24 protein-coding genes are annotated in these 23112 nt (G+C 64.9%); 16 read left to right on the top strand and 8 right to left on the bottom strand.

The genetic code is table 11. The features are described from left to right. Positions 1-75: 75 nt before the first annotated feature. Genes QOU61_RS28200 through QOU61_RS28185 form a run of 4 tightly spaced genes read left to right on the top strand, consistent with a single transcriptional unit; the run spans position 76 to position 3805 of the window. On the top strand, positions 76-1083 hold the full coding sequence (locus QOU61_RS28200) for an ABC transporter substrate-binding protein (RefSeq protein ID WP_289654480.1): 1008 nt from the start codon (positions 76-78) through the stop codon (positions 1081-1083). A gap of 40 nt (positions 1084-1123) precedes the next feature. Then, on the top strand, positions 1124-1525 hold the full coding sequence (locus QOU61_RS28195; RefSeq protein WP_289654479.1) for a RidA family protein: 402 nt from the start codon (positions 1124-1126) through the stop codon (positions 1523-1525). A 26-nt stretch (positions 1526-1551) separates the two neighbouring features. Then, positions 1552-2892, top strand: coding sequence for an NAD(P)/FAD-dependent oxidoreductase (locus tag QOU61_RS28190; protein ID WP_289661821.1), 1341 nt, complete (start codon positions 1552-1554; stop codon positions 2890-2892). A 10-nt stretch (positions 2893-2902) separates the two neighbouring features. After that, positions 2903-3805, top strand: coding sequence for an MBL fold metallo-hydrolase (locus QOU61_RS28185; protein WP_289661818.1), 903 nt, complete (start codon positions 2903-2905; stop codon positions 3803-3805). 9 nt (positions 3806-3814) lie between these two features. Here the strand turns inward: QOU61_RS28185 and QOU61_RS28180 are convergent, their stop codons facing one another. The 4 genes from QOU61_RS28180 to QOU61_RS28165 all read right to left on the bottom strand — a co-directional run bounded on the left by QOU61_RS28180 (position 3815) and on the right by QOU61_RS28165 (position 7129). Beyond that, positions 3815-4828, bottom strand: coding sequence for a TRAP transporter substrate-binding protein (locus tag QOU61_RS28180; RefSeq protein ID WP_289654478.1), 1014 nt, complete (start codon positions 4826-4828; stop codon positions 3815-3817). Positions 4829-4911: 83 nt separating this feature from the next. Further along, complete coding sequence (locus QOU61_RS28175; RefSeq protein WP_289654477.1) at positions 4912-5853, bottom strand: amidohydrolase family protein; 942 nt, start codon at positions 5851-5853, stop codon at positions 4912-4914. 93 nt (positions 5854-5946) lie between these two features. Then, positions 5947-6264: a hypothetical protein gene (locus tag QOU61_RS28170; RefSeq protein WP_289654476.1), complete on the bottom strand. Its 318-nt coding sequence runs from the start codon at positions 6262-6264 to the stop codon at positions 5947-5949. 7 nt (positions 6265-6271) lie between these two features. After that, positions 6272-7129 (bottom strand): DODA-type extradiol aromatic ring-opening family dioxygenase, encoded by an 858-nt coding sequence (locus tag QOU61_RS28165; protein ID WP_289654475.1) that lies wholly within the window; start codon positions 7127-7129, stop codon positions 6272-6274. Between the two features lie 116 nt (positions 7130-7245). On the opposite strand from QOU61_RS28165, the gene QOU61_RS28160 reads away from it, so the two are divergent. The 9 genes from QOU61_RS28160 to QOU61_RS28120 all read left to right on the top strand — a co-directional run bounded on the left by QOU61_RS28160 (position 7246) and on the right by QOU61_RS28120 (position 15930). Further along, a complete protein-coding gene (locus QOU61_RS28160; protein WP_289661815.1) occupies positions 7246-8127 on the top strand; it encodes a branched-chain amino acid ABC transporter permease in 882 nt (293 codons plus the stop codon). A gap of 9 nt (positions 8128-8136) precedes the next feature. Next, entirely contained in the window at positions 8137-8955 is an 819-nt protein-coding gene (locus QOU61_RS28155; RefSeq protein WP_289654474.1) for a branched-chain amino acid ABC transporter permease, read from the top strand. Further along, positions 8952-9731, top strand: a complete 780-nt coding sequence (locus QOU61_RS28150; protein WP_289654473.1) for an ABC transporter ATP-binding protein — start codon at positions 8952-8954, stop codon at positions 9729-9731. Before QOU61_RS28155 ends, QOU61_RS28150 begins: the two co-directional genes overlap by 4 nt. After that, positions 9728-10432, top strand: coding sequence for an ABC transporter ATP-binding protein (locus tag QOU61_RS28145; protein ID WP_502876831.1), 705 nt, complete (start codon positions 9728-9730; stop codon positions 10430-10432). Before QOU61_RS28150 ends, QOU61_RS28145 begins: the two co-directional genes overlap by 4 nt. A 3-nt stretch (positions 10433-10435) precedes the next feature. Beyond that, positions 10436-11275 (top strand): creatininase family protein, encoded by an 840-nt coding sequence (locus QOU61_RS28140; RefSeq protein ID WP_289654472.1) that lies wholly within the window; start codon positions 10436-10438, stop codon positions 11273-11275. Further along, complete coding sequence (locus QOU61_RS28135) at positions 11272-12996, top strand: amidohydrolase (RefSeq protein ID WP_289654471.1); 1725 nt, start codon at positions 11272-11274, stop codon at positions 12994-12996. Before QOU61_RS28140 ends, QOU61_RS28135 begins: the two co-directional genes overlap by 4 nt. A 23-nt stretch (positions 12997-13019) precedes the next feature. Then, entirely contained in the window at positions 13020-13670 is a 651-nt protein-coding gene (locus tag QOU61_RS28130) for a cysteine hydrolase family protein (RefSeq protein WP_289654470.1), read from the top strand. Between the two features lie 124 nt (positions 13671-13794). Further along, complete coding sequence (locus QOU61_RS28125) at positions 13795-14598, top strand: GntR family transcriptional regulator (protein ID WP_289654469.1); 804 nt, start codon at positions 13795-13797, stop codon at positions 14596-14598. Between the two features lie 162 nt (positions 14599-14760). Then, positions 14761-15930 carry an ABC transporter substrate-binding protein gene (locus QOU61_RS28120; protein ID WP_289654468.1) on the top strand — a complete coding sequence of 390 codons (1170 nt, stop codon included), beginning with the start codon at positions 14761-14763 and terminating at the stop codon, positions 15928-15930. 18 nt (positions 15931-15948) lie between these two features. Here the strand turns inward: QOU61_RS28120 and QOU61_RS28115 are convergent, their stop codons facing one another. From QOU61_RS28115 to QOU61_RS28100, 4 genes are read right to left on the bottom strand one after another with little or no spacing between them, the layout of a single operon-like run. Beyond that, positions 15949-16599, bottom strand: coding sequence for a hypothetical protein (locus tag QOU61_RS28115; RefSeq protein ID WP_289654467.1), 651 nt, complete (start codon positions 16597-16599; stop codon positions 15949-15951). Between the two features lie 3 nt (positions 16600-16602). Continuing rightward, complete coding sequence (locus tag QOU61_RS28110; protein ID WP_289654466.1) at positions 16603-17271, bottom strand: DUF1989 domain-containing protein; 669 nt, start codon at positions 17269-17271, stop codon at positions 16603-16605. After that, positions 17268-18113 carry an N-acyl homoserine lactonase family protein gene (locus QOU61_RS28105; protein WP_289654465.1) on the bottom strand — a complete coding sequence of 282 codons (846 nt, stop codon included), beginning with the start codon at positions 18111-18113 and terminating at the stop codon, positions 17268-17270. The genes QOU61_RS28110 and QOU61_RS28105 overlap by 4 nt, the downstream gene beginning before the upstream one ends. Positions 18114-18137: 24 nt before the next feature. Further along, positions 18138-19883: an amidohydrolase gene (locus QOU61_RS28100; protein ID WP_289654464.1), complete on the bottom strand. Its 1746-nt coding sequence runs from the start codon at positions 19881-19883 to the stop codon at positions 18138-18140. A 124-nt stretch (positions 19884-20007) separates the two neighbouring features. On the opposite strand from QOU61_RS28100, the gene QOU61_RS28095 reads away from it, so the two are divergent. From QOU61_RS28095 to QOU61_RS28085, 3 genes are read left to right on the top strand one after another with little or no spacing between them, the layout of a single operon-like run. Beyond that, the gene (locus tag QOU61_RS28095) at positions 20008-21498 is read left to right on the top strand and encodes a 2-hydroxymuconic semialdehyde dehydrogenase (protein WP_289654463.1); all 1491 of its coding nucleotides are present in this window, start codon (positions 20008-20010) and stop codon (positions 21496-21498) included. An 18-nt stretch (positions 21499-21516) separates the two neighbouring features. Further along, positions 21517-22299 carry a 2-oxo-hept-4-ene-1,7-dioate hydratase gene (hpaH, locus tag QOU61_RS28090; RefSeq protein ID WP_289654462.1) on the top strand — a complete coding sequence of 261 codons (783 nt, stop codon included), beginning with the start codon at positions 21517-21519 and terminating at the stop codon, positions 22297-22299. A gap of 11 nt (positions 22300-22310) precedes the next feature. Then, positions 22311-23078 (top strand): HpcH/HpaI aldolase family protein, encoded by a 768-nt coding sequence (locus tag QOU61_RS28085; RefSeq protein ID WP_289654461.1) that lies wholly within the window; start codon positions 22311-22313, stop codon positions 23076-23078. The last annotated feature ends 34 nt before the right edge of the window (positions 23079-23112 follow it).

The raw sequence follows: 23112 nt of genomic DNA, 5'->3' as shown, positions 1-23112 counted from the left end.
GGCAGGCATGATGACATAAAATACGGATAATTTCGAAAATCCAGACAAGATATGAGAAGCTGCCGTTCGCATATTGTGAAATCCGCATATGCGGCCTGCGTCTGGCTGCTGCTGTTCGCGTTTTCGGCGCCCGCTGCGCAGGCGCAGGACAAGGTGCGCGTCGGCGCCTATGCCTCGATCTCCGACGCCGGTCTCTATATCGCAAAGGACAAGGGCTATTTCGCCGAGCAGGGCTTGAGCGTCGAGATCGTGCAGGTCAACACCGGCACCGAGATGACCTCGCAGCTCGCCAATGGCGATCTCGACGCATCCGGCGGCGCGCCGGGCGCGGGGCTCTATAACGCGGTGCGGCAGGGCATCGAGCTCAAGATCGTCGCCGACAAGGGTTCTTCGCTTGCCGGCCACGGCTATTTCGCCTTCGTCGTGCGCAAGGAACTCGCCGACAAGATCAAACAGCCCGCCGACATGCGCGGCCATCTGCTTGCCGTCACCGGCTACGGCGCCGGCGCGCCCAGCGAGGTCACGATCCACAAGCTGCTGGAATCCGGCGGCCTCAAGGAAAGCGAGATCAACCAGGTCAACATGCAGTTCGCCGACATTGCCGCAGCCCTCGGCACCGGCAAGGTCGACATCGGCGTCCTGATCGAGCCGCTGGTTAGCCAGGTGGTGAACAAGGGGATCGCGGTCGCCTGGAAGCGCGTCGACACCGTCTATCCCAACCAGCAGTATGGCGCGCTGATGTATGGGCCCGGCATCATGAAGCGGCCAGATGTCGCCAAGCGGTTCATGATCGCCTACCTGAAGGCGGTGCGCTTCTACAATGATGCGCTCGAAGGCAAGGCGTCGCGGGACGAACTGGTTTCGATCCTGACCAAGAACACCTCCGTCAGGAATCCGGAGGTGTATCGCGACATGGTATTTCCGGGACTCGATCGCAACGGCCGGCTGAACGTCGCCGGCATGAAGGCCGACGTCGAATGGTGGGTTGCGGCCGGCCGCATGAAGCAGAGCGTGCCGGTCGAAAAGCTCGTCGATGCATCCTACGCGGAAGAGGCGGCCAAGGCGATCGACGCGGCCAAATGAGAGCGCGGCATATCGCCAACAAAAGAGCAGGAACAGCCCCATGCCTGACATCATGCATCGTCCGATCACCTCGCCTTTGCTGCGAACGCCGCCCGGACCCTGGAGCAACGCGATCGAGGTGCGTCCCGGCGCGCGCTATCTCTTCACCTGCGGCCTCGTCGGCGTGCGGCAGGACGGAACGATGGAAGACGGCATCGCGGCGCAGGCCGTGCGCATCTTCGAGAACATCAACATCCTGTTGCGCGAAGCCGACATGGACATGAGCCATGTCGTGAAGATCATCAGCTATCTCGTCGATGTGGCGGAGCAGCCGGCCTATGCCAAGGCGCGGGCGCCCTATCTCGGCAACGCGCGGCCGGCGATGACGCTGCTTAGCGTCGCCCAGCTCGCGCATCCGACGCTTCGCCTTGAAGTCGAGGTGATCGCGGCGAAGCACGACTGAGCGCGGGGCCGGGGAGTGATGCCGTGATGCGACCGACGGGGCGGCTGCCCGATCACGAATTCAAGAGCCAGCCGCTGTGGTGGGACGATGATCCGCCGTTCCCGGCCGGCGAGGGTCCCCTGCCGCATCGTTGCGATGTGGTCGTTGTCGGCGGCGGCTTCGCCGGCCTGTCGACGGCACGCGAGCTGGCGCGCAGCGGCAGCCGCGTCGTGGTGCTGGAGGCCGACAGCTTCGGATTCAACGCCAGCGCGCGCAACAGCGGCGGCATCAGTTTCGGGCTCGATCTCAACAAGGCGGCAAGCTGGCATCACTGGTCGGGCGGCAAGGCGCCGCCCGTGCCCGAGCTTGCGCGCGGCGCGGCCGAATCCGTTTCCTACATGGAAAAATTCATCGCCGAGAACGCGATCGATTGCGACTATCATCGCCGTGGCCGGCTCTCCTGTGCGCCGAGCCCGCGCCACTATGAAATCCTCTCCCGCCGGCTCGATGCCTTGAACCGGCTGTTCGACGCCGACGCCCACATGGTGCCGCGATCGGAGCAGCGGAGCGAAATCGGCTCCGACCGCTTCTTCGGCGCGATGGTGGTCAAGCGCTCGGGCCAGCTCAATCCAGCGAAGCTGCTCAAGGCGCTTGTCGCGCTTTGCCGCTCGAGCGGCGCGCAATTATTCAGCGACACGCTCGTGACAGGCATCGAGCGGCGTGCCGGCGGCTTCATGCTGACCACCGCGCGCGGCGCGATCCAGGCCGATTCCGTCGTGGTCGCCGTGAATGCGCAGGCCGCGCGGCTGTCGGCGGCGGGGCTTGCGAGCCGCATCGTGCCGGTGGCGAGCCACATCATCGTCACCGAGCCTCTGCCGGAAGAGGTCGCGAACGCGCTGCTGCCGAACCGCCGCACCGGCGCCGATGGCCGGCGCCTGCTGGCCTATTTCCGGCGCACGCCCGACGGCAATCGCTTTCTCTATGGCAGCCGCGCGTCCCCTTTCGATGTTTCGCCTGAGCAGGCAGCTGCCGTGCTGTACCGGCGGATGGTCGCAAGCTTTCCGCAGCTCGACGGATTCCGCATCCGGCACGCTTGGGGCTGCAAGGTCGGTTTCACCTTCGATGGGCTGCCGCATCTCGGCGAGAGCGACGGGCTGTACTACGTCATGGGGTGCAACGGCAACGGCGTCGCCATGATGAACTATCTCGGCTACCAGCTCGCGCGGAAGATGATCGAACGCAGTGGCCCGACATGCGTGTTCGACCAGCCGATCTTCCCGGGCCTGCCGCTTTATCGGGGTAACGCCTGGTTCCTGCCGCTGGTGTCCACGGCCTATGGGCTGCTCGATCGAAGCGATGCGCTGCGCGCGCGGCTTTCACAGGGGTGATGGCGTGGGCATGCAGACCTGGATGATCGGCAATACGTCGGTGACCCGCATCGAGGAGCAGGTGGGGCCGAACGACCTGCCGGCCGGCGCGTTCCTGCCGGACCTGAAGCGCGAGAAGTTCGCGCCGCATCTGCCCTGGCTGGTGCCGGTTCATTACGATCCCGCGACCGACAAGCTGATCACCAGCAACCATTCCTGGCTGATCCGCACCAACAGCCACACCATCCTGCTCGACAGCTGCGCCGGCAATCACAAGAACCGGCCGTGGCTGCCGCGCTTTCATCAGCTCAACGTGCCATTTCTCGAGCGGCTGCGCGCAGCCGGGGCCGCGCCCGAGGATATCGACATCGTGCTGTGCACTCATTTGCATGCCGATCACGTCGGCTGGAATACGCGGCTGGAGAACGGGCGCTGGGTTCCGACCTTCCCCCGGGCACGCTATCTGTTTTCCCGGATCGAGCAGCAGCATTGGGACCCTGAAATCGGCGACCGTCGCGCGAAGAATCCGGCCCGCGCTGAAATGTATGACGACAGCGTGCTGCCGGTGATCGCAAGCGGTCAGTCGGTGCTGCTCGACGGCGAGCATGCGATCGACGACCGTCTGCTGGTCGAGCCGGCGCCGGGTCACACGCCCGGCCATGTCGTGCTGCATCTGGCTGACGGCGAGGGCAGGGCGCTGTTCTGCGGCGACGTCTGCCACCATCCGATCCAGGTGCATGAGCCCGACTGGAATACGCGCTTCTGCGAAATTCCGGAGCAGGCCCGTGCGACGCGCAGGCAGGCGCTCGAGCACTGCGCCGAGCACGGCGCGCTGCTGTTTCCGACGCATTTTGCCGCGCCCCATGTCGCGCGCATCACGCACGCCGCGGGCGCCTTCGGCGTACAGTTCGTGCCGCCGCGATCGGGCGGCTGAACGGCCGGTCTATTTCGCGGCCTCGTATTTTCCGATCGCGACCTTCAGCTCGGCCGCGACCTGGGCGGGATCGGCGCCGGCCTCTTTCACCGACGCCGCCCATCGATCAAACAGCGGCGCGACCGATGCGCGCCATTCCGCAATCTGCGCCTCCGAAAGCTCGACGAATTCGTGACCCGGCTGCTGGCGCATGCGCTCGTGCCCGGCCGCCTCGAAATCGGTCCAGGGGCCCGCGACCTTCTCGGCCCATTCGGTGGTGCAGTGGTCGTCGACCACCTTTTTCTGCGCCGGCGACATCGCGTCATATTTCGCCTTGTTCATCACGGTGACGAACACGCTGGTATAGAGCGGAACGTCGAGATGATATTTGACCACCTTGTCGATCCCGAAATTGAACATCGAATTCCAGGGAAAGAAGATCGCGTCCGCCACGCCGCGCTCGATGGCGTCGCGCGATTCCGGCGCGGAGGCCTGCACGTTGGTGCCGCCGAGCAGCGTGACCATCTGGCCGACGGTGCTCTGCGCCGGCCGCACCTTGACGCCCTTCAGGTCGGACGGCGTGGTGATCTTGACGCGCGAATGCAGCGTGCCGGGATCGTGAATGAAGGCGAAGCAGAAATGCACGTCCTTCATCTCCTTCTCGGCATATTTGCGGTAGAACGCATCGATCGCCTGCGTGCCGCTGTGTCCGTCGCGGAAGGTGAAGGGGATCTGGCCGAGTGCGATGATCGGAAACCGGCCAGGCTGATAGCCGGGATTGACATAGGCGACGTCGACGATGCCGTCGCGCGCCATGTCGTAATGATCGAACGCCTTGCCGAGCTGCTCGGAGGGAAACACCGTCGAGGTGATGGTGCCGCCGGAGGCCTTCTGCATCGACTGCCCCCATGCCGTGTAGGCCGGCACCAGCGGCAGCGACGCCGGGATCCACAGCGAGATTTTCAGGTTGACCGGCTTGTCCTGCGCCATGGCTGGAAGGACCGACGACAGTGACAACAGCAAGGCAAGAACCGAACGTCGCATGAGGCGTCTCCAGCTAAGGCGGTTTCAAGTATCGAAGATGTCGGTCATCCTCTCAAGGCATGGCATCGCGGCGTCATCGGCCGCTATCGCGCGAGCAGCCGCAGCGCGTTGGTGCGTTCGATGGCGCGCAGCACGTCGGTGGGCAGGCCGAGCTCGGCCAGGCCCTTGACCGTCGCGGTCATGGTGGTTTCCGGCGCAAAGGGGTAGTCGCTGCCGAACAGCACCTGTTCGGGCGCGACCAGCTTGAGCAGCGCGCTGAACGCCAGCGCGTTGGCTGACAGGGCCGTGTCGAAGAACAGCCGCTTCAGCTCGAACATGACGCCATCGGGCACGGCGGCGCGGAATTCGGGACGCACCTCGAGGCGTGCGATCCGCTCGGCCAGGAACGGGATCGTGCCGCCGGCATGGGAGAAGATGAAGCGGATGTCGCGGCAGCGCGCGAACGTGCCGCCGAACAAGAGGCTGGTGACAGCCTTGGTCGTGTCGAACGGAAATTCGAGCGTGGCGGCGGGAACACCGATGCCGTGCATCGCGCAGCAGGGCGCCTCGGTCGGGTGAAAATAGACGACCGCCTTGCGGCGGTTGAGTTCGTCGAACACAGGCGCAAACAAGGTGTCGCCGGGATATTTTCCATCATAATTGGTCAGCAGGCCGATGCCGTCGGCCTTCAGCTCGTCGAGCGCATAGGCGATCTCGCGCAGGCTGCCCTCGACGTCGGGCAGCGGCAGGCTCGCGAACAGGCCGAAGCGGCCGGGATGGTCCTGCCGCATCTTGGCGGCATAGTCGTTGCATTCGCGCGTCAGGCGTCGTGTGGTCTCGACGTCGCCGAACCACAGGCCGGGCGCCGAGATCGAGGTGATCGACTTCTCGATGCCGTTGCGGTCCATCGCTTCGATCGACCGTTGCGGCGTCCAGTCCGGCGTCTTGCCGGCCACGATCAGCGGCCCGATGCGGTCGTCGCCGACCGTCCTCACATAGCCCGGGGGCAGAATATGATGGTGAACGTCAATGCGGTGCGCATGCATGGGCTGAAATGGTCCGGGCCGGAAATTTAAGGTGGAAGTTGAAATCGTCTGATTTCAGTGCAGGCTTTCATTGGCCCGGGACGAGCTGCGACGTCAGCTTTTGGGAATGTCGCGGCTGTGCCCTTGCAGGGAAGCAACCAGTTTGTTCGAGGCTTCGACCGCGCCCTTGCCGGCGTCGTTGCCCCAGATGAAGCGTGATAACTGTCCGCCGAGATAGGGATGCATGCCGAGATCGTACAGCGTGCGGAAGTCGCGCTCCTCGATCGCCTTGCGTTCTTCGGGCAGCAGCGGGTAGCGGTCGAGCACGGCGGCCTCGTTCTCCTTGAACTGCCTGCGCAGTTCGGGATCCCACTTCATGTCCTGCACGAGATCGTGCGCGGCGAGGTTCGGATTGAATTTTTCCCAGGCCATGGCGTCCTCAGTGCTTGGTGTCGAGGTCCCAGATCACGCCGCCGACGCCGCAGCGGAAGCTCGGCCAGCCGGTATAACCGAATGAGCGGCCGCGCCGCTCGCCGATCGCGGCCATGACGGGAAACCAGGAGAGCACCTCGGCCGTGCCGCCGGTGCCGGCCTCTTCCATGCGGTCGACGGTGATCTCCTTCAACAGCGCCTTGTGGTTGCCCGCGGCGCAGAGCTCGAGGAAGCGGCGGTCAAACTCCTCGTCGATCTTGTAGTATTTCACCCCGCCGGGCTCGTGGCTCAAGCCGCCGGATCCGAACAGGGCGACCCGCATCTCGGCGGGGAGGTCCTTCTCGATGAAATCGCGCAAGGCGTGGCCGACCTCGAAGCAGCGCTCGGCGTTCGGAAAAGGCGGCACCGTGCAGTTCTGCAGCACCGGCACCAGCGTGATGTCGGTCTGGTCCAGGTTGGTCATGGTGACCGGCACGGAGATGTTGTCGTCGAATTTCAGGTTCTCGTCGCGCACCGACATCTTCACGCCGCGGCGCGTCATGCCCTGGAACAGCGCTTTGGCGACGGCGGGATTGCCCTTTGCGGTATAGTTGCGGCAGCCGATCCATTCCTGGAACCATTCATGCGGCCCGCTATGCTCGGGCGCCGTGCCGATCAGGAAGTCGGGATAGAAGGTGATGCGGCTGTTGGCGAGGTGATCGTTGGCGAACACGATCAGGACATCCGGCTTCGCCGCGCGCAATTCCTTTGTGATCGCGGCGTAGGTGTCGGTGACGACCTTCCTGGAATCGTCCGGCGCCTTGTCGAACAAGCCGACGATCGCCGGCGCATGGGGCGCACCCGCGGCGAAAACGATCTGTGCCATGCGGCCTCCTGAGGTATTTCCAGGTTCGTTTTATATACATTGACCAAGATTATGCAATCGTCTTAATTGCATAAATTCCTACGAAGTGGCGCGAAGCGGCGGCGAGGTCCTTGTCCATGGTCTTGATCCAGCAGATTGTGAACGGGGTGATGCTCGGCAGCACCTATTCCCTGATCGCGATCGGTTACACGCTGGTGTTCGGCGTTCTGCACCTGGTGCATCTCGCGCACGGCGAGGTCTTCATGATCGGGGCCTTCGTCGGTCTTCAGGTCGTGCTGTTGGCCGGTGGCGGCGTCACGGCGGCGATTGCGGCGGCGGCTGTTTCAGCGGCGCTGGTCGGCGTCCTCGTCTATCTCCTTGCGATCAAGCCGATCAAGGCCCGCAAGGGCCATTTCCTCGCGCCCATGATCAGCACGATCGGTGCGGGCATCGTGCTGCAGGAACTGGCCACGCGCTTCTTCGGCGGCGAGCAGGTCGGTTTCCCCGTGCAGATGGAGAGCCACATCTGGCATCTCGGCGGCATCACGCTCACCTCGGTTCAACTCGTGATTCTCGCAGTCTCGCTCGGCCTGATGCTGGCGCTCCACCTGTTCGTGACGATGTCCCGCGTCGGCATGGCGATGCGGGCGACTGCCGAGAGCATGACGATCTCGCACACGCTCGGCATCCGCAGCGAGCGGATCATCGTCCTCACCTTCGCGATCGCGTCGGCGCTCGCTGGCGTCGCCGGCGTGCTGGTCGGCATGTCGTTCAATTCGATCTCACCCTATATGGGCGTCGACATGGGCATCAAGGGACTCGCCGCGATGCTGCTCGGCGGCCTCGGCAACGTCTATGGCGCGATGCTGGGCGGACTCGTGATCGGTGTCGTCGAGGTCATCAGCGTCGCCTATCTCGCTTCCTCCTATCGCGACGCCTTCGCTTTCTTCGTCATCATCGCCGTGCTGCTGTTGCGTCCGCGCGGCATCTTCGGCTCAACCGACCACGTCGAGGCGTAGGCCCCCCATATGGTGCTCGACCCCTATATCGAGTCGGTCCTCATCTTCACCGGGATCAACATCATCCTGGCGCTCAGCCTTTATCTGCCGGTCTCGGCGGGATTGCTGTCGCTGGGGCAGGGCGGCTTCATGGCGATCGGCGCCTATGCCTCGGCCTATCTGACGACCGAATTGCACTGGCCGTTCGCCGGCGCGCTGGTGAGTGGCGGTCTCGTGGCAGGCATCGTCGGGCTTCTTGTCGGCATCCCCTCGCTGCGCATCAAGGGCGTCTATCTCGTCATCATGACGCTGGGTTTTGGCGAGATCGTGCGCGTCTTCTTCCTGAATTTCGAGCCGACCGGCGCTGCATCAGGCCTCGGCGGCATCCCGACCTATACGACGCTGCCGGTGGTCGCGATCGTCGTGGCACTCACCCTGCTGCTGTGCTTTCAGCTTCGTGGCTCGCGCATCGGCCGCGCCATCGAAGCGGTGCGCGAGGACGAGCTTGCGGCCGAAGTGATCGGCATCAACCTGACGCGCATCAAGGTTGCGGTGTTTGGGCTCGGCGCCTTCGTCGCCGGCATCGGCGGCGGCCTGTTCGCCCACTACGCCACGTTCATCGATCCGGCCCAGTTCGCGTTTCAGCGCTCGGCGGAAATCTTCATCATGGTGGTGCTGGGCGGCATGGGCAATTTCGCCGGCGCGGCCCTGGGCGCGGTGGTGGTGACCGTCCTTCCCGAACTGCTGCGGCTCGGCAATGCGCAGGAGTGGCGCATGACCGTGTTCGGTGCGCTCCTGATCGCGATCATGATCGTCAGGCCCTGGGGCCTGCTCGGGGTGCGCCGATGACGGCCGGCCCCCTGCTGCAAACGCGCAACCTGAGCCGGCGCTTCGGCGGCTATGCGGCCGTCGCGAACGTCGACCTTGCGATCAGGCGCGGCACCATTCACGCCGTGATCGGTCCCAACGGTGCCGGCAAGACCACGCTGTTCAACCTGATCACGGGGGTCTTGCCGCCGAGCGAGGGCGAGGTCCTGATCGAGGGCGCGGACGTCTCGGGGTCGCGGCCGGATCGCATCGCACGACTCGGCGTGATCAGGACATTCCAGGGCGTGCGGCTGTTTTCGACCATGACCGCGCTCGAAAATGTCGAGGTCGGTCGGTTCTGCCGCACCCATGGCGGTTTTTTGGCAGCGCTCGCGCGAATACCCGGCGTCGCGACGCGTACCGAGACGGCCACCCGCAAGCGCGCCGAAGAACTCTTGGATCGTGTCGGGCTGTCGAAGCAGCGCCACATGCTCGCCGGCGAGCTCGCGCTCGCCGACCAGCGGCGGCTCGAAATCGCGCGCGCGCTCGCGGCCGATCCGAAGCTTCTGCTGCTCGATGAGCCGGTCGCTGGCATGAACCCGGTCGAGGTGCACGAGGCCGCCGAGTTGTTCAGGTCGCTCTGCCGGGAAGGCACGACGATCCTGATCACCGAGCATCACATGAGCCTGGTCATGGCGATCTCCGACGTCATCACCGTCATGAACTATGGTCGCAAGATCGCCGAGGGGTCGCCCGAAGAGGTCAGGCGTGATCCTGACGTGCTGACCGCCTATCTCGGCACGGAGGCCGCCGCATGATGCTGGCCGCTTCCGATATTCATGTCAGCTACGGCAAGATCAATGCCGTGAAGGGCGTTTCGGTCGAGATCGGGCACGGCGAGATCGTTGCGCTGATCGGTCCCAACGGCGCCGGCAAGAGCACGCTGCTGAAGGCCATCGCCGGCCTGTTGCCGGTCCGGCGCGGCAGCATCGTCTTCGATGGCGCCGAGCTCGCGGGTCGCCCGGCGGCCGAGGTGATGCGACGGGGGCTTGCTCTGGTGCTTGAGGGGCGCTCGACGCTCAAGCACATGACGGTCCGAGAGAACCTCGTTCTTGGCGCCTATGCGAGGGGCGACCACGCGGCGATCGCCGAGGATCTTGACCAGATGCTGACCCGCTTCCCGGTGCTGCGCGATCGGCTGAAGCAGCGCGCCGGCACGCTCTCGGGCGGCGAGCAGCAGATGCTGGTGATCGCGCGCGCCCTGATGTCGCGGCCGCGCCTTTTGATGCTGGACGAGCCTTCGCTGGGGCTCGCGCCGCTCGTGACCGCAAAAATCTTCGAGCTGATTCACGCGCTGAAATCGGTGGACAAGGTGACGGTGCTCCTGGTCGAGCAGAACGCCAACCAGGCGCTGCAACTCGCCGATCGCGCCTACGTGCTGGAAAATGGGGTCGTTGCGCTCGCGGGCAAGGACCTGGCGAACGATCCCCGCGTCCGCGAGGCTTATCTTGGAGTATGAACGATGAGCACCGACAAGCATTCGGCCGGCTATTCGATCTTCCGCGAAACCATGGCCGACATGACGTTTCCGGAGCTTGCAGATGCGGCGGCCAGGCGTGCTGTCGTGCTCTGGGGGTTGGGCGTGATCGAGCAGCACGGCCCGCATTTGCCGCTCGCGACCGACGTCTACATGCCCAGCGAATTGCTGCGGCGCGTGCGCAGGCTGCTCGCCGAGAAAGGCGTGAACAGCGTGATCATGCCGCCGTTCTACTGGGGCGTGAACCATGTCAGCGGCCTGTTTCCCGGCAGCTTCGTGGTCCGGCCCGAGATCATGGTCGAGCTGATGGTCGATCTGATCAAGAGCCTGAAGAAGGACAGCTTTGCAAGATTGTTCTGCGTCTCGGGCCACGGCGATGCGCTCCACAACCGCACCGTCCATGCCGGCATCAAGCGCGGTGCGGAGGAGTCCGGCGTGCAGGCGTATTTCGTCGGCGCGCCGTCCTTCTTCAAGCGGATCGGGATCGAGGCCGGCGATCCCCACGTCCTGCCGACCGACGGCGAGGTCGAGCGTCCCGGAAAATATTTCGACGTGCACGCGGGCAAATACGAGACCTCCTCGATGTGGGCCGTCTATCCGGGTCTGGTGAAGGACGAATTGCTGCCAGGCTTGAAGTCGACCGATTTCGTGCTCGATGACATCGCCGAATGGCGCAAGGGCGGCGAGCATGCGCTGCGCAAGACGCCGCAAGGCTATCTCGGCGATCCCGCGGCCTCTGACCGCGGCTTCGGCGAGCAGGTCATGGCTGATCACGCCGCGCTCGTGGCGGCTGCGATCGCCGACAAGGTGAGGGCCGCGCCATGAGCGCCCTCGACCCGAATCTCGTGCTTCACAATGGCCGCATCTACACGGTTGATGCCGCCGACAGCGTCGCCGAGGCGCTTGCGATCCGCGGCGACGAAATTCTGGCGGTTGGCCGCTCGCGCGATATTCTCGAGATGTGCGGGCGAAGCACCCGCGTGACCGACCTCCGAGGTCGCGCGGTGGTGCCCGGCTTCGTCGACGCCCATCCGCATCTCGACGATGTCGGCCTGCGCATGGTGCTGCCGTCCTTCGACAACCCGAAATCGATCGATGAGGTTCTCGGTGTCATCAAGGCCGAGGTCGCCAGGCGCAAGGCGGGCGAATGGATCGTGTTCAATCCGCTTGCCGGCGAGCCCGAGGCGTTTTCGTATCCGAAGGTGTTCGGCGAGGGCGGCTGGCCGACGCGGCACGATCTCGACAAGGTCTCGCCCGACAACCCTGTCTATATCCAGCCGCAATTGATGCTGGCGCCGGGTGCGGCGATCGCCAATTCGGCGGCGCTGCGTGCGGCGGGACTCGACCGCGGTGCGACCGCGCCCGAAGGCGTCGTCATCGGCAGGGATGCCGATGGCGAGCTGACCGGCGTCTTCCTCGACTACAATTTCCCGAAGGTGATGCCCGACACATTCGGCGGCTTCCACCCGGGGCGCGCCTTCTTTCCGATGATCCCGGCGATCAGCGAGGAGACCGTCTATCGCGGCATCGAGACCGCGATGGCCGCCTTCAACCGTGCCGGCGTCACCGCGATCTATGAAGGCCACGGCATCCCCAAGGGACCGCAGCGCGTCTATCTTGATCTGTGGGCGCGCAGGAAGCTGACGGTTCGCACCTATTTCGTGATCTCCTATCCGGTTGCGATCTATAACGATGCCGCGGCGCGCGACCGCCTGATCGCTGAGACCGCGCTCTATGCCGGCGGCGATGGCTTTGGCGACGATCTCCTGAAATTCGGCGGCCTCGGCTTCTCCTTCGACAGCGCAACCGCGATCGGCGCCTCGCTGATGCGTCAGCCTTATCTCGGCGCGCGCGGCTATCCCTGGACCGGCATCCAGCTCACCAGCGACGAGAACTTTCGCGACATCCTGTTTCGCGCCGCGCGCGCAGGCTTGCGGCTGCAGGTGCAATGCGCGGGCGGTGGTGCGATCGACAAGGTGCTCGGCATGTTCAGCGAGATCGATCACGAGACGCCGATCCGCGATCGGCGCTTCGTCATCGAGCATTGCCAGTTTCCGAGCGCGGAGAACATGGCGCTGTGCCGCGAGCTTGGAATCATCCCGACCAGCACCACCAACTTCCTCTGGAATTACGGCTCGGTCTATCTGCGCAGCTTCGGCGAGAAGATGGCGGCGGATGCGATCCCGTTCCGCACCTGGCTCGATGCCGGCGTGCTGGTGGCGCAATCGACCGACGGACGCCCGTACGATCCGATCTTCTCGTTCTGGCAGATGCTGGCGCGGCGCGACGGCGTCACAGGTCACGCGTTCGGCCTGCCCGGGCAGAAGCTGACCCGCAACGAGGCGCTGCGGCTCTACACGTATAACGCCGCGCGCGCGGCGTTCTGGGAGCATCGCATCGGCTCGCTCGGAGCCGGCAAGCTTGCCGATCTCGTCGTGCTCTCGGACGACATCATGACGATGCCGGAGGACGGTATTCGTGAAGCGCGGGTGCTGGCCACGCTGCTCGGCGGCGACGTGGTCCACGATACCGGATTGTTTGGATAAGACCGAAAGCGGCGGAGGCGACGATGACGAAGGCAATACTCGATACGGTCGAGCAGCGGCTCGATCCGGCCCATACGGCGGTGATGGTGATCGACATGCAGAACGATTTCTGCGCCGAGGGCGGCTACGTCGAGCGCGTCGTTGGCAAGGATGTCTCGGCCTGCCGCGCGGTGGTGGCGCCGATCATGGAGCTTGTCGTCGCCGCGCGCGATAGCAGCGTGCCGGTGTTCTGGATCAAGGCCAATTACGATCCGGATCGCCTGCCGGAAGGGATGCTCGCCAAGCAGCGCGAGAAGAGCGCGGAAATCTGCTGCGGCACGGGGAGCTGGGGCAGCGAATTCCATGGCGTGATCGCGGCCGCCGGCGAGGCCGTGATCGAGAAGAGCTGCTACAGCGCCTTCGTCGGTACCGAGGTCGAGCGACTGCTGCGCGAGCGCGGTATCCGCACGCTGGTCTTTGCCGGCGTACAGACCAATGTCTGCGTCGAGAGCAGCCTGCGCGACGCGGTCTGCCGCGGCTTCTACGCGGTGCTCGCCAGCGATTGCGTCGCCTCCCACACCCTGCCGCTGCACGAGGCCACCGTGAAAAATGTCCAGTTTCTGTTCGGCGACGTGCTCGATCGCCGCGCGATCACGACAGTCTGGTCGGCCGCCGCGCGGGCGAAGGCGTCGTGAGAAGGGTCGGCCGAGGGACCGAAAAGGTGGTGTATTTCAAGGCCTTCCGGCTAAATTGAAGGCGACAAGAATCGGTGGCTGCTATATTAGAGTTGAACCAAGGCTTTCGTGCCGAGAACAGATGATGACCAAGACGCACCTTCTCTGGGGACCGGCTCCCCGCCGCCAGATCGACGCGCCGAAGACGCTGGCCGACGAGGCCTATCAGCGTATCCACGACGACATCATTCGCGGCGAGTTCGCCCCCAACGACAAGCTGCAGCCGGACGCGCTGCGCGAGCGCTACAATATCGGCCTCAGCCCGGTGCGCGAGGCGCTGTCGCGGGTGGCGCTGGAAGGGCTGGCAGTGGCCGAGGGACAGCGCGGCTTCTTCGTCGCCCCGGCGACCCGCGCGGAGCTGCTCGACATCGCCGACCTCCGCATCAATTTTTCTGTGCTGTCGCTCGAGCGCTCGATCCGCAACGGCGGCGACGAGTGGGAGAACGCGGTCGTCACGACCTACTATCAGCTCAACAAGCTGGAAAATCAGGCGCACCGCGAGGCTGACACGTTCCACGACGAATGGGAACGGCGCAACCGCGCCTTTCACCAGGCGCTCGAATCCGGCTGCGGCTCGCCGTGGCTGCTGCACTTCTGCGATATCCTCTACGACCAGCTCGAGCGCTATCGCCGCCGCTTCGTCGTCTATACCGATATCGATCCGACGATCGCCGAGGAGCACAAGCAGATCAAGGAGCTCGCGCTGGCGCGCGACCTCGATGCCTGCAAGGTGCTGAAGCAGCATTTCGAGCACGCCGCGCGCGTGATCGGCGGCATGATGGAAAAGGCGGAAGGCGGCAAGGCCGCGCCGCCGGCGAAGAAGGAAAAGCCCGCCGCGCGCGCCAAGGAGAAGTCGGGCGCAAAGCGGACGCGCGCCCGCGTCGCCTGACGCAAGCTCATCCTCCCGAACGCGAGATTATCTGCCGGCGGTTTCCGCCGGCGCGTTCGGGTGTGCCCGAATGTCGCCGTGCACGCGTAATCAAAAAATCATGTTGTAATAAATTATTCGAAGAATAATATACTTTAGGACATTTGATATGGAGGAGGTTCGATGCGCACGTTCGCAGCATCGTTCGTGCGCGCCGCGTTGCAGGGCGCCGCGCTGTCGACAGCGGTAACGCTCGGGTGCGTCGCCGCGCTGCCCGCCTGGGCCGACTACAAGATCGGCATCCTGATGCCGCTGTCCGGCAAGGGCGCCTCCTACGGCCAGCACCAGGAAGTCGCCATGCAGATGGCGCTGGAGGATTTGCAGAAGGCTGCCAAGGGCGAGAAGATCGAGACCATCGTCTACGACACGCGCGGGGAGAACGCTGAGGCGATCAACCTCACCCGCAAGCTGATCTTCAACGACAAGGTGCTGGCGATCATCGGCCCGTTCTTCAGCGCGGAATGCGAGGTCGCGTTTCCGATCGCGGTACAGAACAAGACGCCGATCATCACCGCGTCGTCGGCCAAGCCCGGCATCGCCGCGAAGAACCGGCCGTGGGCGTTCCGCAACGCGCTGTCGTCGGACCAGATGAACGGCTATCTGCTCGACGTCTGGCTCAAACGCAACCCGGTCAAGTCGGTCGTCGTTCTCACCGACGTCAAGGACGCCTTCACCAAAGTCGACGGCAGCGTGGTGTTTCCCGCCGAGCTGAAGCAGAAGAACGTGCAGGTGCTCGACAACATCTCCTACCAGACCGGCGACATCGACTATTCGGCGCAGGTCACCAAGGCCAAGGGCCTCAATCCCGACGGCGTGCTGATTGCCGGCCTCTATAACGAAGGCGGCAACATCGTGCGCGAGATCCGCAAGCAGGGCATGAAGCAGCCGATCGTCGGCGCGCTCGGCATGTCGGAGCCGCGCTTCCTCGATATCGCGGGCTCGGCGGCCGACGGCACCACGGTGGTCAACCCGTTCTGGCCCGACGATCCCGATCCGAAGGTGCACGCCTGGGCGACCGAATACGAGAAGCGGGCCAAGGTGGCGCCGGGCAACACCGCGGCGCTGATGTACGACACCATCATGCTGGCGCGAACCTGCATCGAGAAATCCGGCGTGACCAACAAGCCGGACGATCTCGCCGCCGACCGCGAGCGGATCAAGGATTGCCTTGCGCAGGTGAAGAACGTGCCTGGCATTGCCGGCCCGATGTCGTTCAATGCCGACGGCGATGCCCAGCTGCTGCCGACCGTGCTGGTCGCCAAGGGTGGCAAGTGGGAGGCGATCAGGGATTAGCGAGCCTTCCCGCGCCGCTCACACCGAGCGGCTGTGCACGGGATCGAGCAGCCAGCGCGTTTCGCATCCCAGGGGATCGCGGGGGTCGGCGAGCCGCTGGACGGGCGAGCGCGCAGTATCCGGCAGCACCAGAAAATGCGTCTCGCGTCCGCGCGCCTGCAGGCTCGCATGATGCGCCAGCGCCTGCTGCCTGATCTCGCGGCGTTCGCGATGCACCGCCCAGATCGCGGCGAGACCATCGAGCGCGGCCAGTTGTTCCAAGATCGGTCGAACGGCGTCGTCGGCGAAAGCGTCGACGGTCACGAGGCCACAGCGCGCAGCCTTTAGTCCCTCGCGGCAGGCGAGCAGGACTGCCTTGCAGACGCTCGCCGCCGTATCCTGATCGGCGATGAAGATCGTCGGCCCCCAGTCGGCGGGCGAAGCCGATCCGCACTGCCTGACCGCCTCGACGATATCGGCAGCCGCATGCGCGCTGCCCGACGCGGTGCCGCAGCCGGCCTCCAGCACATTCCAGCCTTCGGAGACGTAGGCATCGATCAGGCCGGCGCCGCCGGTTTCGTTGCCGGGGCTCCAGACCCAGACCAGCAGGCGGTCGCTCGCCCGTTCGGAGCGCGTCAGCACCGGCGCGCCGACGAACGATGCCGTATGTTTCAAGGCGGTCCGCTTCATGGCTCAGCGCTCCGCGACCTGGACATGAACCGGGCTGCAGGTCGATCCGTTGACCGGCGCGATCACGTCCATCGGGCAATTCGACAGTGCGACGATGCAGTCGCAGATCGCCTCGAACTCGATGAAGTCGCCGGGCTTCGTCACGCCCGGCTCGATCACCCAATGACCTCTCCCGCAGTCGTGGTAGTAGTTCATGAACAGGTCCATCGTGTCGGGGATGTCTTCGGGCAACAGGGCGAACGGGGCCATCAGATCGGCGATCACCTCGTGGCAGCCGCGGCGGCCGGGATGGCCGTAGTATTCGTAAAGCTCGCGGTTGCACATCCGGTGGTGCACGTCGTGCACGCCGACGCGCATCGCGCTGTCGGCGGTGATCTTCATCAAGGGCGTGCAGATCGTCGACAACAGGATGTCGCCGGGCACGAGCTTGTCGCGTGGCACGAACTTTTGTCCCGGTGCGGGCTTGTAGCGCGTGCGCGAATAGGAGGTCGAGAGCTTGTCGCGCGGATTGGCGCGGTTGAACACGGCCATGTCGACCACCTGCAGTCCCGCGAGGTCGGTGATGCGCAGGATCTCGCCCGGCGCGACGAAGGCGAGGCAGCCGGTCTTGGCGGGAAGGATGTAGTCGTAGACCAGCCGATCGGCTGTGAGCACGTCGTTTCCTTGCCTCATCGGATGAGACTCCTGTGGCCAGACGCCAGATGCAGCTCGGCGACCTTCACGCCCTGCGAGACGCCGGAGCGATGGCGCGCGAAGATCTCCATGTCGTGGCCGGGCAGGAGCCGCGCGAGGTCGTCGCCGGCCACCTGCTTGATGCGCTCAATGGCCTCGATCATGGTCCAGGGGTTGCCCTGCAGGTAGCCCGGCGGCCACATCCGTTCGGCGCAGAAATAGGAGTAGCAGACGTCGCCTGCGAGCGCGAAGGCGCCGGCCGACGTCTCGACCTCGAGCCACTGGATGCCGAAACTATGGGTGTCGCGCGCGAGGCGGCAAATGATGCCGTCGGCAAGCCGATGGTCGCCGTCGAGGAAGGTCACGCGCCCCTGCGCGATCGCCGCGTCCAGCGCGCGAAAGTTGTCCGCGTCGAGCGAGGAGAAGACCCAGCGGTCCTTGGTGACTCCACCGGAGCCGTAACGGGCCAGCACCTGTTTCCAGCTCTCATATTCATGGCGCTGCACGAAGATGCGCGCATTGGGAAAGGCGTCGAGATTGCCGGCATGGTCGAAATGCAGATGCGTCAGCAGCAGTGTGTCGATCTCGCTTGCGGCGAGGCCGTGACGGACAAGGATTTCGTCGCTGCGCACGAAATCCTTGAAGCCAGGGCCGGTCATCGACGCGCCCGAGGCAAAGCCGGTGTCGACCAGGATGCGCTCGCCGCCTGACGATTGCAGCAGCGAGAAGATCATGGGAACGGCCGTGGTGCCCTGATTGCTCGCGACCGGCGTGCCGCGCACGAAGTCGAGCGGCAGACGTCCTTCCGCAAACTGAAAAGTCCAGATGCTCCAGTCGATCATGATCTGCTTTGTCTCGTTGCGGCCTCAAAACAAACCGCTGTCGTGGACAGGCTTGCCGCCGAGCAGGGTCGTCAGCACTTTCGTCTCGGGGATGCGGTCCTCGTCGATCACCATGATGTCCTGCGACAGGATCGCGATGTCGGCGAGCTTGCCGGGCTCGATCGAACCTGTGCGGTGCTCCCAGAATGCGGCATAGGCGGCGTTATAGGTTGCCATCCGCAGCGCCTCATTTCGGGTGATTTTCTGGCGGGGCAGGCCGAAGGTGTGGCCGGTGACGCCGCCCTTGCGCGCCAGGCTCTGCCACAAGGTGAAAATCGGGTCATAAGGCCGGCCGTCGGTCGATTGCGAGATCATCACGCCGCCATCGATCCAGTCGCGCAACGGCACGGCATCGGCCGCCATCCTCTCGCCGAAGCTGCGCAGATAGACGCTGTCGTAGTTCCACAGGAAGTTGGTGGTCGTGGTTGCGACCACGCCGAGGCGGCGGCAGGTCGCCATGTTCTCGGCGGTCGGAAACTGGCAATGCTCGATCGCCCAGCGCTTGCCGAGAATCGGGATTTCGCGGTCGATGGTCTCGAACATCGCCAGCACCTTGTCGATCGCGCCGCCGCCGGCGCACTGCACCTGGACGCGAAGGTTGGCGCGCGCCGCGCGGAACAGGCCGTCGAGAAAGGCTTCATCAGGGGTATGCTGCACGCCAGTCCAGGCATAGCCGCGGGCGCCGACATAGGGCTCGCGCATCAGGCAGGCGCCGATCGCGGTCGCGCTGTCGAAGGAATAGCCGAGCCCGCCGAAGCGCAATAAATCGTCGCCGAAACCTTCGCCCGCGGCATAAAGCGCGGTCTCGTCGATCAGCCTCTGTCCCTTCCCGGTATCGAGAAAGAACGGCTGCGGAAAGGCAACCACGAAGTAGGTGCGCACTGACAATTTGCGGCGCTGCCAGAGATCGACATAGGCGATCTGCTGCGGCTTCGGAATGCCGTGGCCTTCATAGATCGCGGTGACGCCGGCGCGGTTGAAGGCGTGCATGCCGGCTTCGACGGCGCGGTTCATGTATGCCTGATCCATCGCGGGGATCATCGGGAACAGCGCACGCTTGCCGCGGATGGTGCCGTAGGTGTCGGGCATCACCTTGGGAAAATTGAAGTCGCGGAAGATGCCGGTCGGCTGGCCCTTGTCATCGAGATCGATCTCGACACCGGCCGGCACCTCGGTTGCGGCCGTGATGCCGGCGAGCCGGATCGCGGCGGAATTGGCGATGGCAAAGCCCGGCGCGATCAGCCCGGGCGGCTCGATATAAACGGGGTTGTCCGGCGCGACCTTGTCGAGATCGGTGCGATCGGGCCAGCGGCCTTCGCGCAGTGCGGCCGGAAAGGCGAAGGCCTCGGGCTCGCTTGCGATCGGATTGCAGACGATCCATTCCCCGCGCTTGCGCTGTGCGACCTCGCGCTCGAGCACTGCCAGCACGTCGTCGATCGACTTCGCGCCGTCGAACGAGGGCTTCAGGAAGCGGATGCCGACGCCATCCATGTGCGGATGGCCGTCAAAGAAGCCCGGCACCGCGGCGCGACCATCGAGATCGACCTTGCGCGTGCCTGGCCCTGCGAGATCGAGCATGTCCTTGGATGAGCCGACGGCCAGAATCGTGTCGCCGCGGATCGCCACGGCTTCGGCAACCCGGTCCTTTGCGTCGACGGTATGGATGCGGCCGTTGTGGAGAATGGTGTCGGGATGGATCATGCACAGACCATGGCCGGCCGAGGGGGCCATGGCCGCAAAACCGGCCCGGCGACTTATCTTTGCTTTATTAAACAGATGGGATTTATGAAATCAATAGATTTTATGACGTGATTTGGCTATAGAAATCCCACCAGGAATTGAAGGCCGGGAAGCCATGAACCAAGCCATATCCGGGGTAGGAACCGCCCATCCGCTGCTCTCCAACTTCATCGACGGGCGCTTTGTCGACGCAGGCACGCGCACCTTCGAGAACCGCAATCCGGTCAATGGCGATCTGGTCAATCTCGTTCGCGAGGCGGATGCGTCCGCGGTCGACGCGGCGGTGGCTGCCGCGCGCCGCGCGCTGAAAGGACCGTGGGGACGGACCAGCGAGCAGGAGCGGGCGGTCCTGCTGCGCAAGGTCGCCGACGGCATCATGCGCCGGTTCGACGAATTCCTCGCCGCCGAGGTCCGCGACACCGGCAAGCCGGCCTCGCTCGCCTCGCATATCGACATCCCCAGGGGGGCGGCCAATTTCAACGTCTTTGCCGATCAGATCCTGACGCTCTCGACCGAGACGTTCCGGATGGCGACGCCTGATGGCGCGGGTGCACTCAACTACGCGATCCGCGTGCCGCGCGGCGTCATTGCCGTGGTCTGTCCGTGGAATCTGCCGCTGCTCCTGATGACCTGGAAGGTTGCGCCGGCGCTCGCCTGCGGCAACGCCGTCGTCGTGAAGCCGTCGGAGGAAACGCCGACCACCGCGACGCTGCTCGGCGAGGTGATGAACGAGGCCGGCATCCCGCAAGGCGTCTACAACGTCGTCCATGGTTTTGGGCCCGGCAGCACCGGTGAATTCCTGACCCGGCATCCCGGCGTCGACGGCATCACCTTCACCGGCGAGACCGCGACCGGGACTGCGATCATGAAAGCGGCGGCCGAGCATGTGCGCCCGGTGTCATTCGAATTGGGCGGCAAGAACGCTGCGGTCGTGTTCGCCGACTGCAACCTCGACAAGGCGATCGAAGGCACGATGCGCTCGGTGTTCGCCAATTGCGGCCAGGTCTGCCTCGGCACGGAGCGAGTCTATGTCGAGCGGCCGATCTTCGATGCCTTTGTCGAAAGGCTCAAAGCGGCGGCCGCGAAGCTGAAGCTCGGCGATCCCTTTGACAAGGCCACCACCATGGGGCCGCTGATCAGCCAGGAGCACCGCCGCAAGGTGCTGTCGTTCTACGACAAGGCGAAAGCAGCGGGCGCCAATGTCGTGATCGGCGGCGGCGCGCCGAAACTGGATGCGCCGTTCGCCGAAGGCTCCTTCATCGAGCCGACGATCTGGACCGGACTGCCGGAAACCTCGTCGGTCGTCCGCGACGAGATCTTTGGCCCCTGCTGTCATATCGCGCCGTTCGACAGCGAGGAGGAGGCGGTCACGCGCGCCAACGACAGCCGCTATGGACTGGCGACCTCGATCTGGACCGAGAATCTGACGCGGGCGCACCGCGTCGCCGCGCAAATCGAGGTCGGCATCACCTGGGTGAATTCCTGGTTCCTGCGCGACCTCAGAACGCCGTTCGGCGGCTCCAAGCAGTCCGGCATCGGGCGCGAGGGCGGCGTCCACTCCATGGAGTTCTACACCGAGCTCCGCAACGTTTGCATCAAGCTCTGATCAAGGAAGAGGACTCCCATGCTGACCGAGAAAGAACGCGCCCAGGCCGCCGATATCCTGATGGAGGCCGAGCGGACGCGCAAACCGGCGCTGCAGCTTTCAAAAACCTTTGCGAATATCGAGGTCGAGGATTCCTATGCGATCCAGAGCGAGGTGACCCGGCGCAAGATCGCGCAGGGGCGCCGCCTGATCGGTCACAAGGTCGGCCTGACATCGAAGGCGATGCAGGCGTCCTCGCAGATCGACGAACCCGACTACGGCCATCTGCTCGATGACATGATGCTGGCTGATGGTGCGAAGGTGCCGCATGCCAATTACTGCGTGCCGCGCGTCGAGCCGGAGCTCGCCTTCGTGCTGGGAAGCCCGTTGAAGGGGCCCGGCGTCGGGCTGCTCGACGTGCTGCGCGCGACCGAATATGTCGTGCCCGCGATCGAGATCATCGACGCGCGGGTGCAGAACCCGCGCAAGATCATGGATACGGTCGCCGACAACGGGGCTGCCGCCGGCATCATCCTCGGCGGCCGCCCGGTGAAGCCGACCGAGGTCGACCTGCGCTGGGTCGGTGCGATCTTTTATCGCAACTCCGAGATCGAGGAGACCGGGCTTGCCGCCGGTGTGCTCGGCCACCCCGCGATGGGCATCGCCTGGCTTGCCAACAAGGTCGGACGTTTCGGCACCGTGCTCGAACCGGGCCACATCATGCTGTCCGGCTCATTCACAAGGCCGGTCTGGGCCGATAAAGGTGATACGTTGCACGCCGACTTCGGGCCGCTGGGCGCCGTGGCCGTGCAGTTCACCTAAAGGGATGAGGAATGCAGACCCCGCAGAATACATTCAAGCGCCGCCTGCTGGCCGGCGAATTGCAGATCGGCCTGTGGTGCAGCCTCGGCAGCAATATCGCGGCCGAGATCATCGGCGATGCCGGGTTCGACTGGGTGCTGCTCGACACCGAACATGCGCCGAACGAGCCGCCTGACGTGCTGGCCCAGCTCCAGGCCTTCGCGGTCGGCACCGCGCAGGTGGTGGTGCGCCCGGCCTGGAACGACGCGGTCCTGATCAAGCGGCTGCTCGACATCGGCGCGCAGACCCTGCTCATTCCCTTCGTGCAGAACGCCGAGGAGGCGCGGCGCGCGGTCGCGGCCTGCCGCTATCCGCCGGCCGGCATCCGCGGCATCACGACCGGCGGCCGCGCTGCCCGCTTTGGCCGCGCCACCTCGTATTTGAAGGAAGCGGACCAGCAGGTCTGTGTTCTCGTGCAGGCGGAAACGCTCGGCGCGATCGACCGCATCCCGGAGATCGCCGCGGTCGACGGCGTCGACGGCATCTTCGTCGGACCGTCCGATCTCAGCGCGTCGATGGGCCACATCGGCAATCCGCTGCATCCGGACGTGCAGCGTGCCATCGAAGTGGCGGCGCGGCGAATCCACGACGCCGGCAAGGTTTCCGGCATCCTGACGCCGGTCGAAGCGGATGCGCGGCGCTATATCGAGTGGGGCTATCGCTTCGCCGCCGTCGGCACCGACATCGGGCTGCTCGCGAAAAGCACGGACGCGCTTGCCGCCGCTTTCAGGAAGAAGTGAAGGGCATGGCATCGGACGCGGACAACAGGTTGAA

This window comes from Bradyrhizobium sp. NP1 (assembly GCF_030378205.1).
In the GTDB taxonomy this organism is placed as follows: domain Bacteria; phylum Pseudomonadota; class Alphaproteobacteria; order Rhizobiales; family Xanthobacteraceae; genus Bradyrhizobium.
Note: the sequence above shows the minus strand (reverse complement) of the source record. Positions and strands in the feature narration are given on the sequence as shown.

Excerpts from the sequence above, each read along its gene's own strand:
- QOU61_RS28155 (WP_289654474.1), top strand. The coding sequence starts at position 8,137 with ATGGTGCTCGACCCCTATATCGAGTCGGTCCTCATCTTCACCGGGATC.
- QOU61_RS28165 (WP_289654475.1), bottom strand. The coding sequence starts at position 7,129 with ATGGCACAGATCGTTTTCGCCGCGGGTGCGCCCCATGCGCCGGCGATC.
- QOU61_RS28140 (WP_289654472.1), top strand. The coding sequence starts at position 10,436 with ATGAGCACCGACAAGCATTCGGCCGGCTATTCGATCTTCCGCGAAACC.
- QOU61_RS28130 (WP_289654470.1), top strand. The coding sequence starts at position 13,020 with ATGACGAAGGCAATACTCGATACGGTCGAGCAGCGGCTCGATCCGGCC.
- QOU61_RS28175 (WP_289654477.1), bottom strand. The coding sequence starts at position 5,853 with ATGCATGCGCACCGCATTGACGTTCACCATCATATTCTGCCCCCGGGC.
- QOU61_RS28135 (WP_289654471.1), top strand. The coding sequence starts at position 11,272 with ATGAGCGCCCTCGACCCGAATCTCGTGCTTCACAATGGCCGCATCTAC.
- QOU61_RS28125 (WP_289654469.1), top strand. The coding sequence starts at position 13,795 with ATGACCAAGACGCACCTTCTCTGGGGACCGGCTCCCCGCCGCCAGATC.
- hpaH (WP_289654462.1), top strand. The coding sequence starts at position 21,517 with ATGCTGACCGAGAAAGAACGCGCCCAGGCCGCCGATATCCTGATGGAG.
- QOU61_RS28145 (WP_502876831.1), top strand. The coding sequence starts at position 9,728 with ATGATGCTGGCCGCTTCCGATATTCATGTCAGCTACGGCAAGATCAAT.
- QOU61_RS28095 (WP_289654463.1), top strand. The coding sequence starts at position 20,008 with ATGAACCAAGCCATATCCGGGGTAGGAACCGCCCATCCGCTGCTCTCC.
- QOU61_RS28190 (WP_289661821.1), top strand. The coding sequence starts at position 1,552 with ATGCGACCGACGGGGCGGCTGCCCGATCACGAATTCAAGAGCCAGCCG.
- QOU61_RS28110 (WP_289654466.1), bottom strand. The coding sequence starts at position 17,271 with ATGAGGCAAGGAAACGACGTGCTCACAGCCGATCGGCTGGTCTACGAC.
- QOU61_RS28120 (WP_289654468.1), top strand. The coding sequence starts at position 14,761 with ATGCGCACGTTCGCAGCATCGTTCGTGCGCGCCGCGTTGCAGGGCGCC.
- QOU61_RS28170 (WP_289654476.1), bottom strand. The coding sequence starts at position 6,264 with ATGGCCTGGGAAAAATTCAATCCGAACCTCGCCGCGCACGATCTCGTG.
- QOU61_RS28180 (WP_289654478.1), bottom strand. The coding sequence starts at position 4,828 with ATGCGACGTTCGGTTCTTGCCTTGCTGTTGTCACTGTCGTCGGTCCTT.
- QOU61_RS28185 (WP_289661818.1), top strand. The coding sequence starts at position 2,903 with ATGCAGACCTGGATGATCGGCAATACGTCGGTGACCCGCATCGAGGAG.
- QOU61_RS28160 (WP_289661815.1), top strand. The coding sequence starts at position 7,246 with ATGGTCTTGATCCAGCAGATTGTGAACGGGGTGATGCTCGGCAGCACC.
- QOU61_RS28150 (WP_289654473.1), top strand. The coding sequence starts at position 8,952 with ATGACGGCCGGCCCCCTGCTGCAAACGCGCAACCTGAGCCGGCGCTTC.
- QOU61_RS28195 (WP_289654479.1), top strand. The coding sequence starts at position 1,124 with ATGCCTGACATCATGCATCGTCCGATCACCTCGCCTTTGCTGCGAACG.
- QOU61_RS28100 (WP_289654464.1), bottom strand. The coding sequence starts at position 19,883 with ATGGCCCCCTCGGCCGGCCATGGTCTGTGCATGATCCATCCCGACACC.
- QOU61_RS28105 (WP_289654465.1), bottom strand. The coding sequence starts at position 18,113 with ATGATCGACTGGAGCATCTGGACTTTTCAGTTTGCGGAAGGACGTCTG.
- QOU61_RS28085 (WP_289654461.1), top strand. The coding sequence starts at position 22,311 with ATGCAGACCCCGCAGAATACATTCAAGCGCCGCCTGCTGGCCGGCGAA.
- QOU61_RS28115 (WP_289654467.1), bottom strand. The coding sequence starts at position 16,599 with ATGAAGCGGACCGCCTTGAAACATACGGCATCGTTCGTCGGCGCGCCG.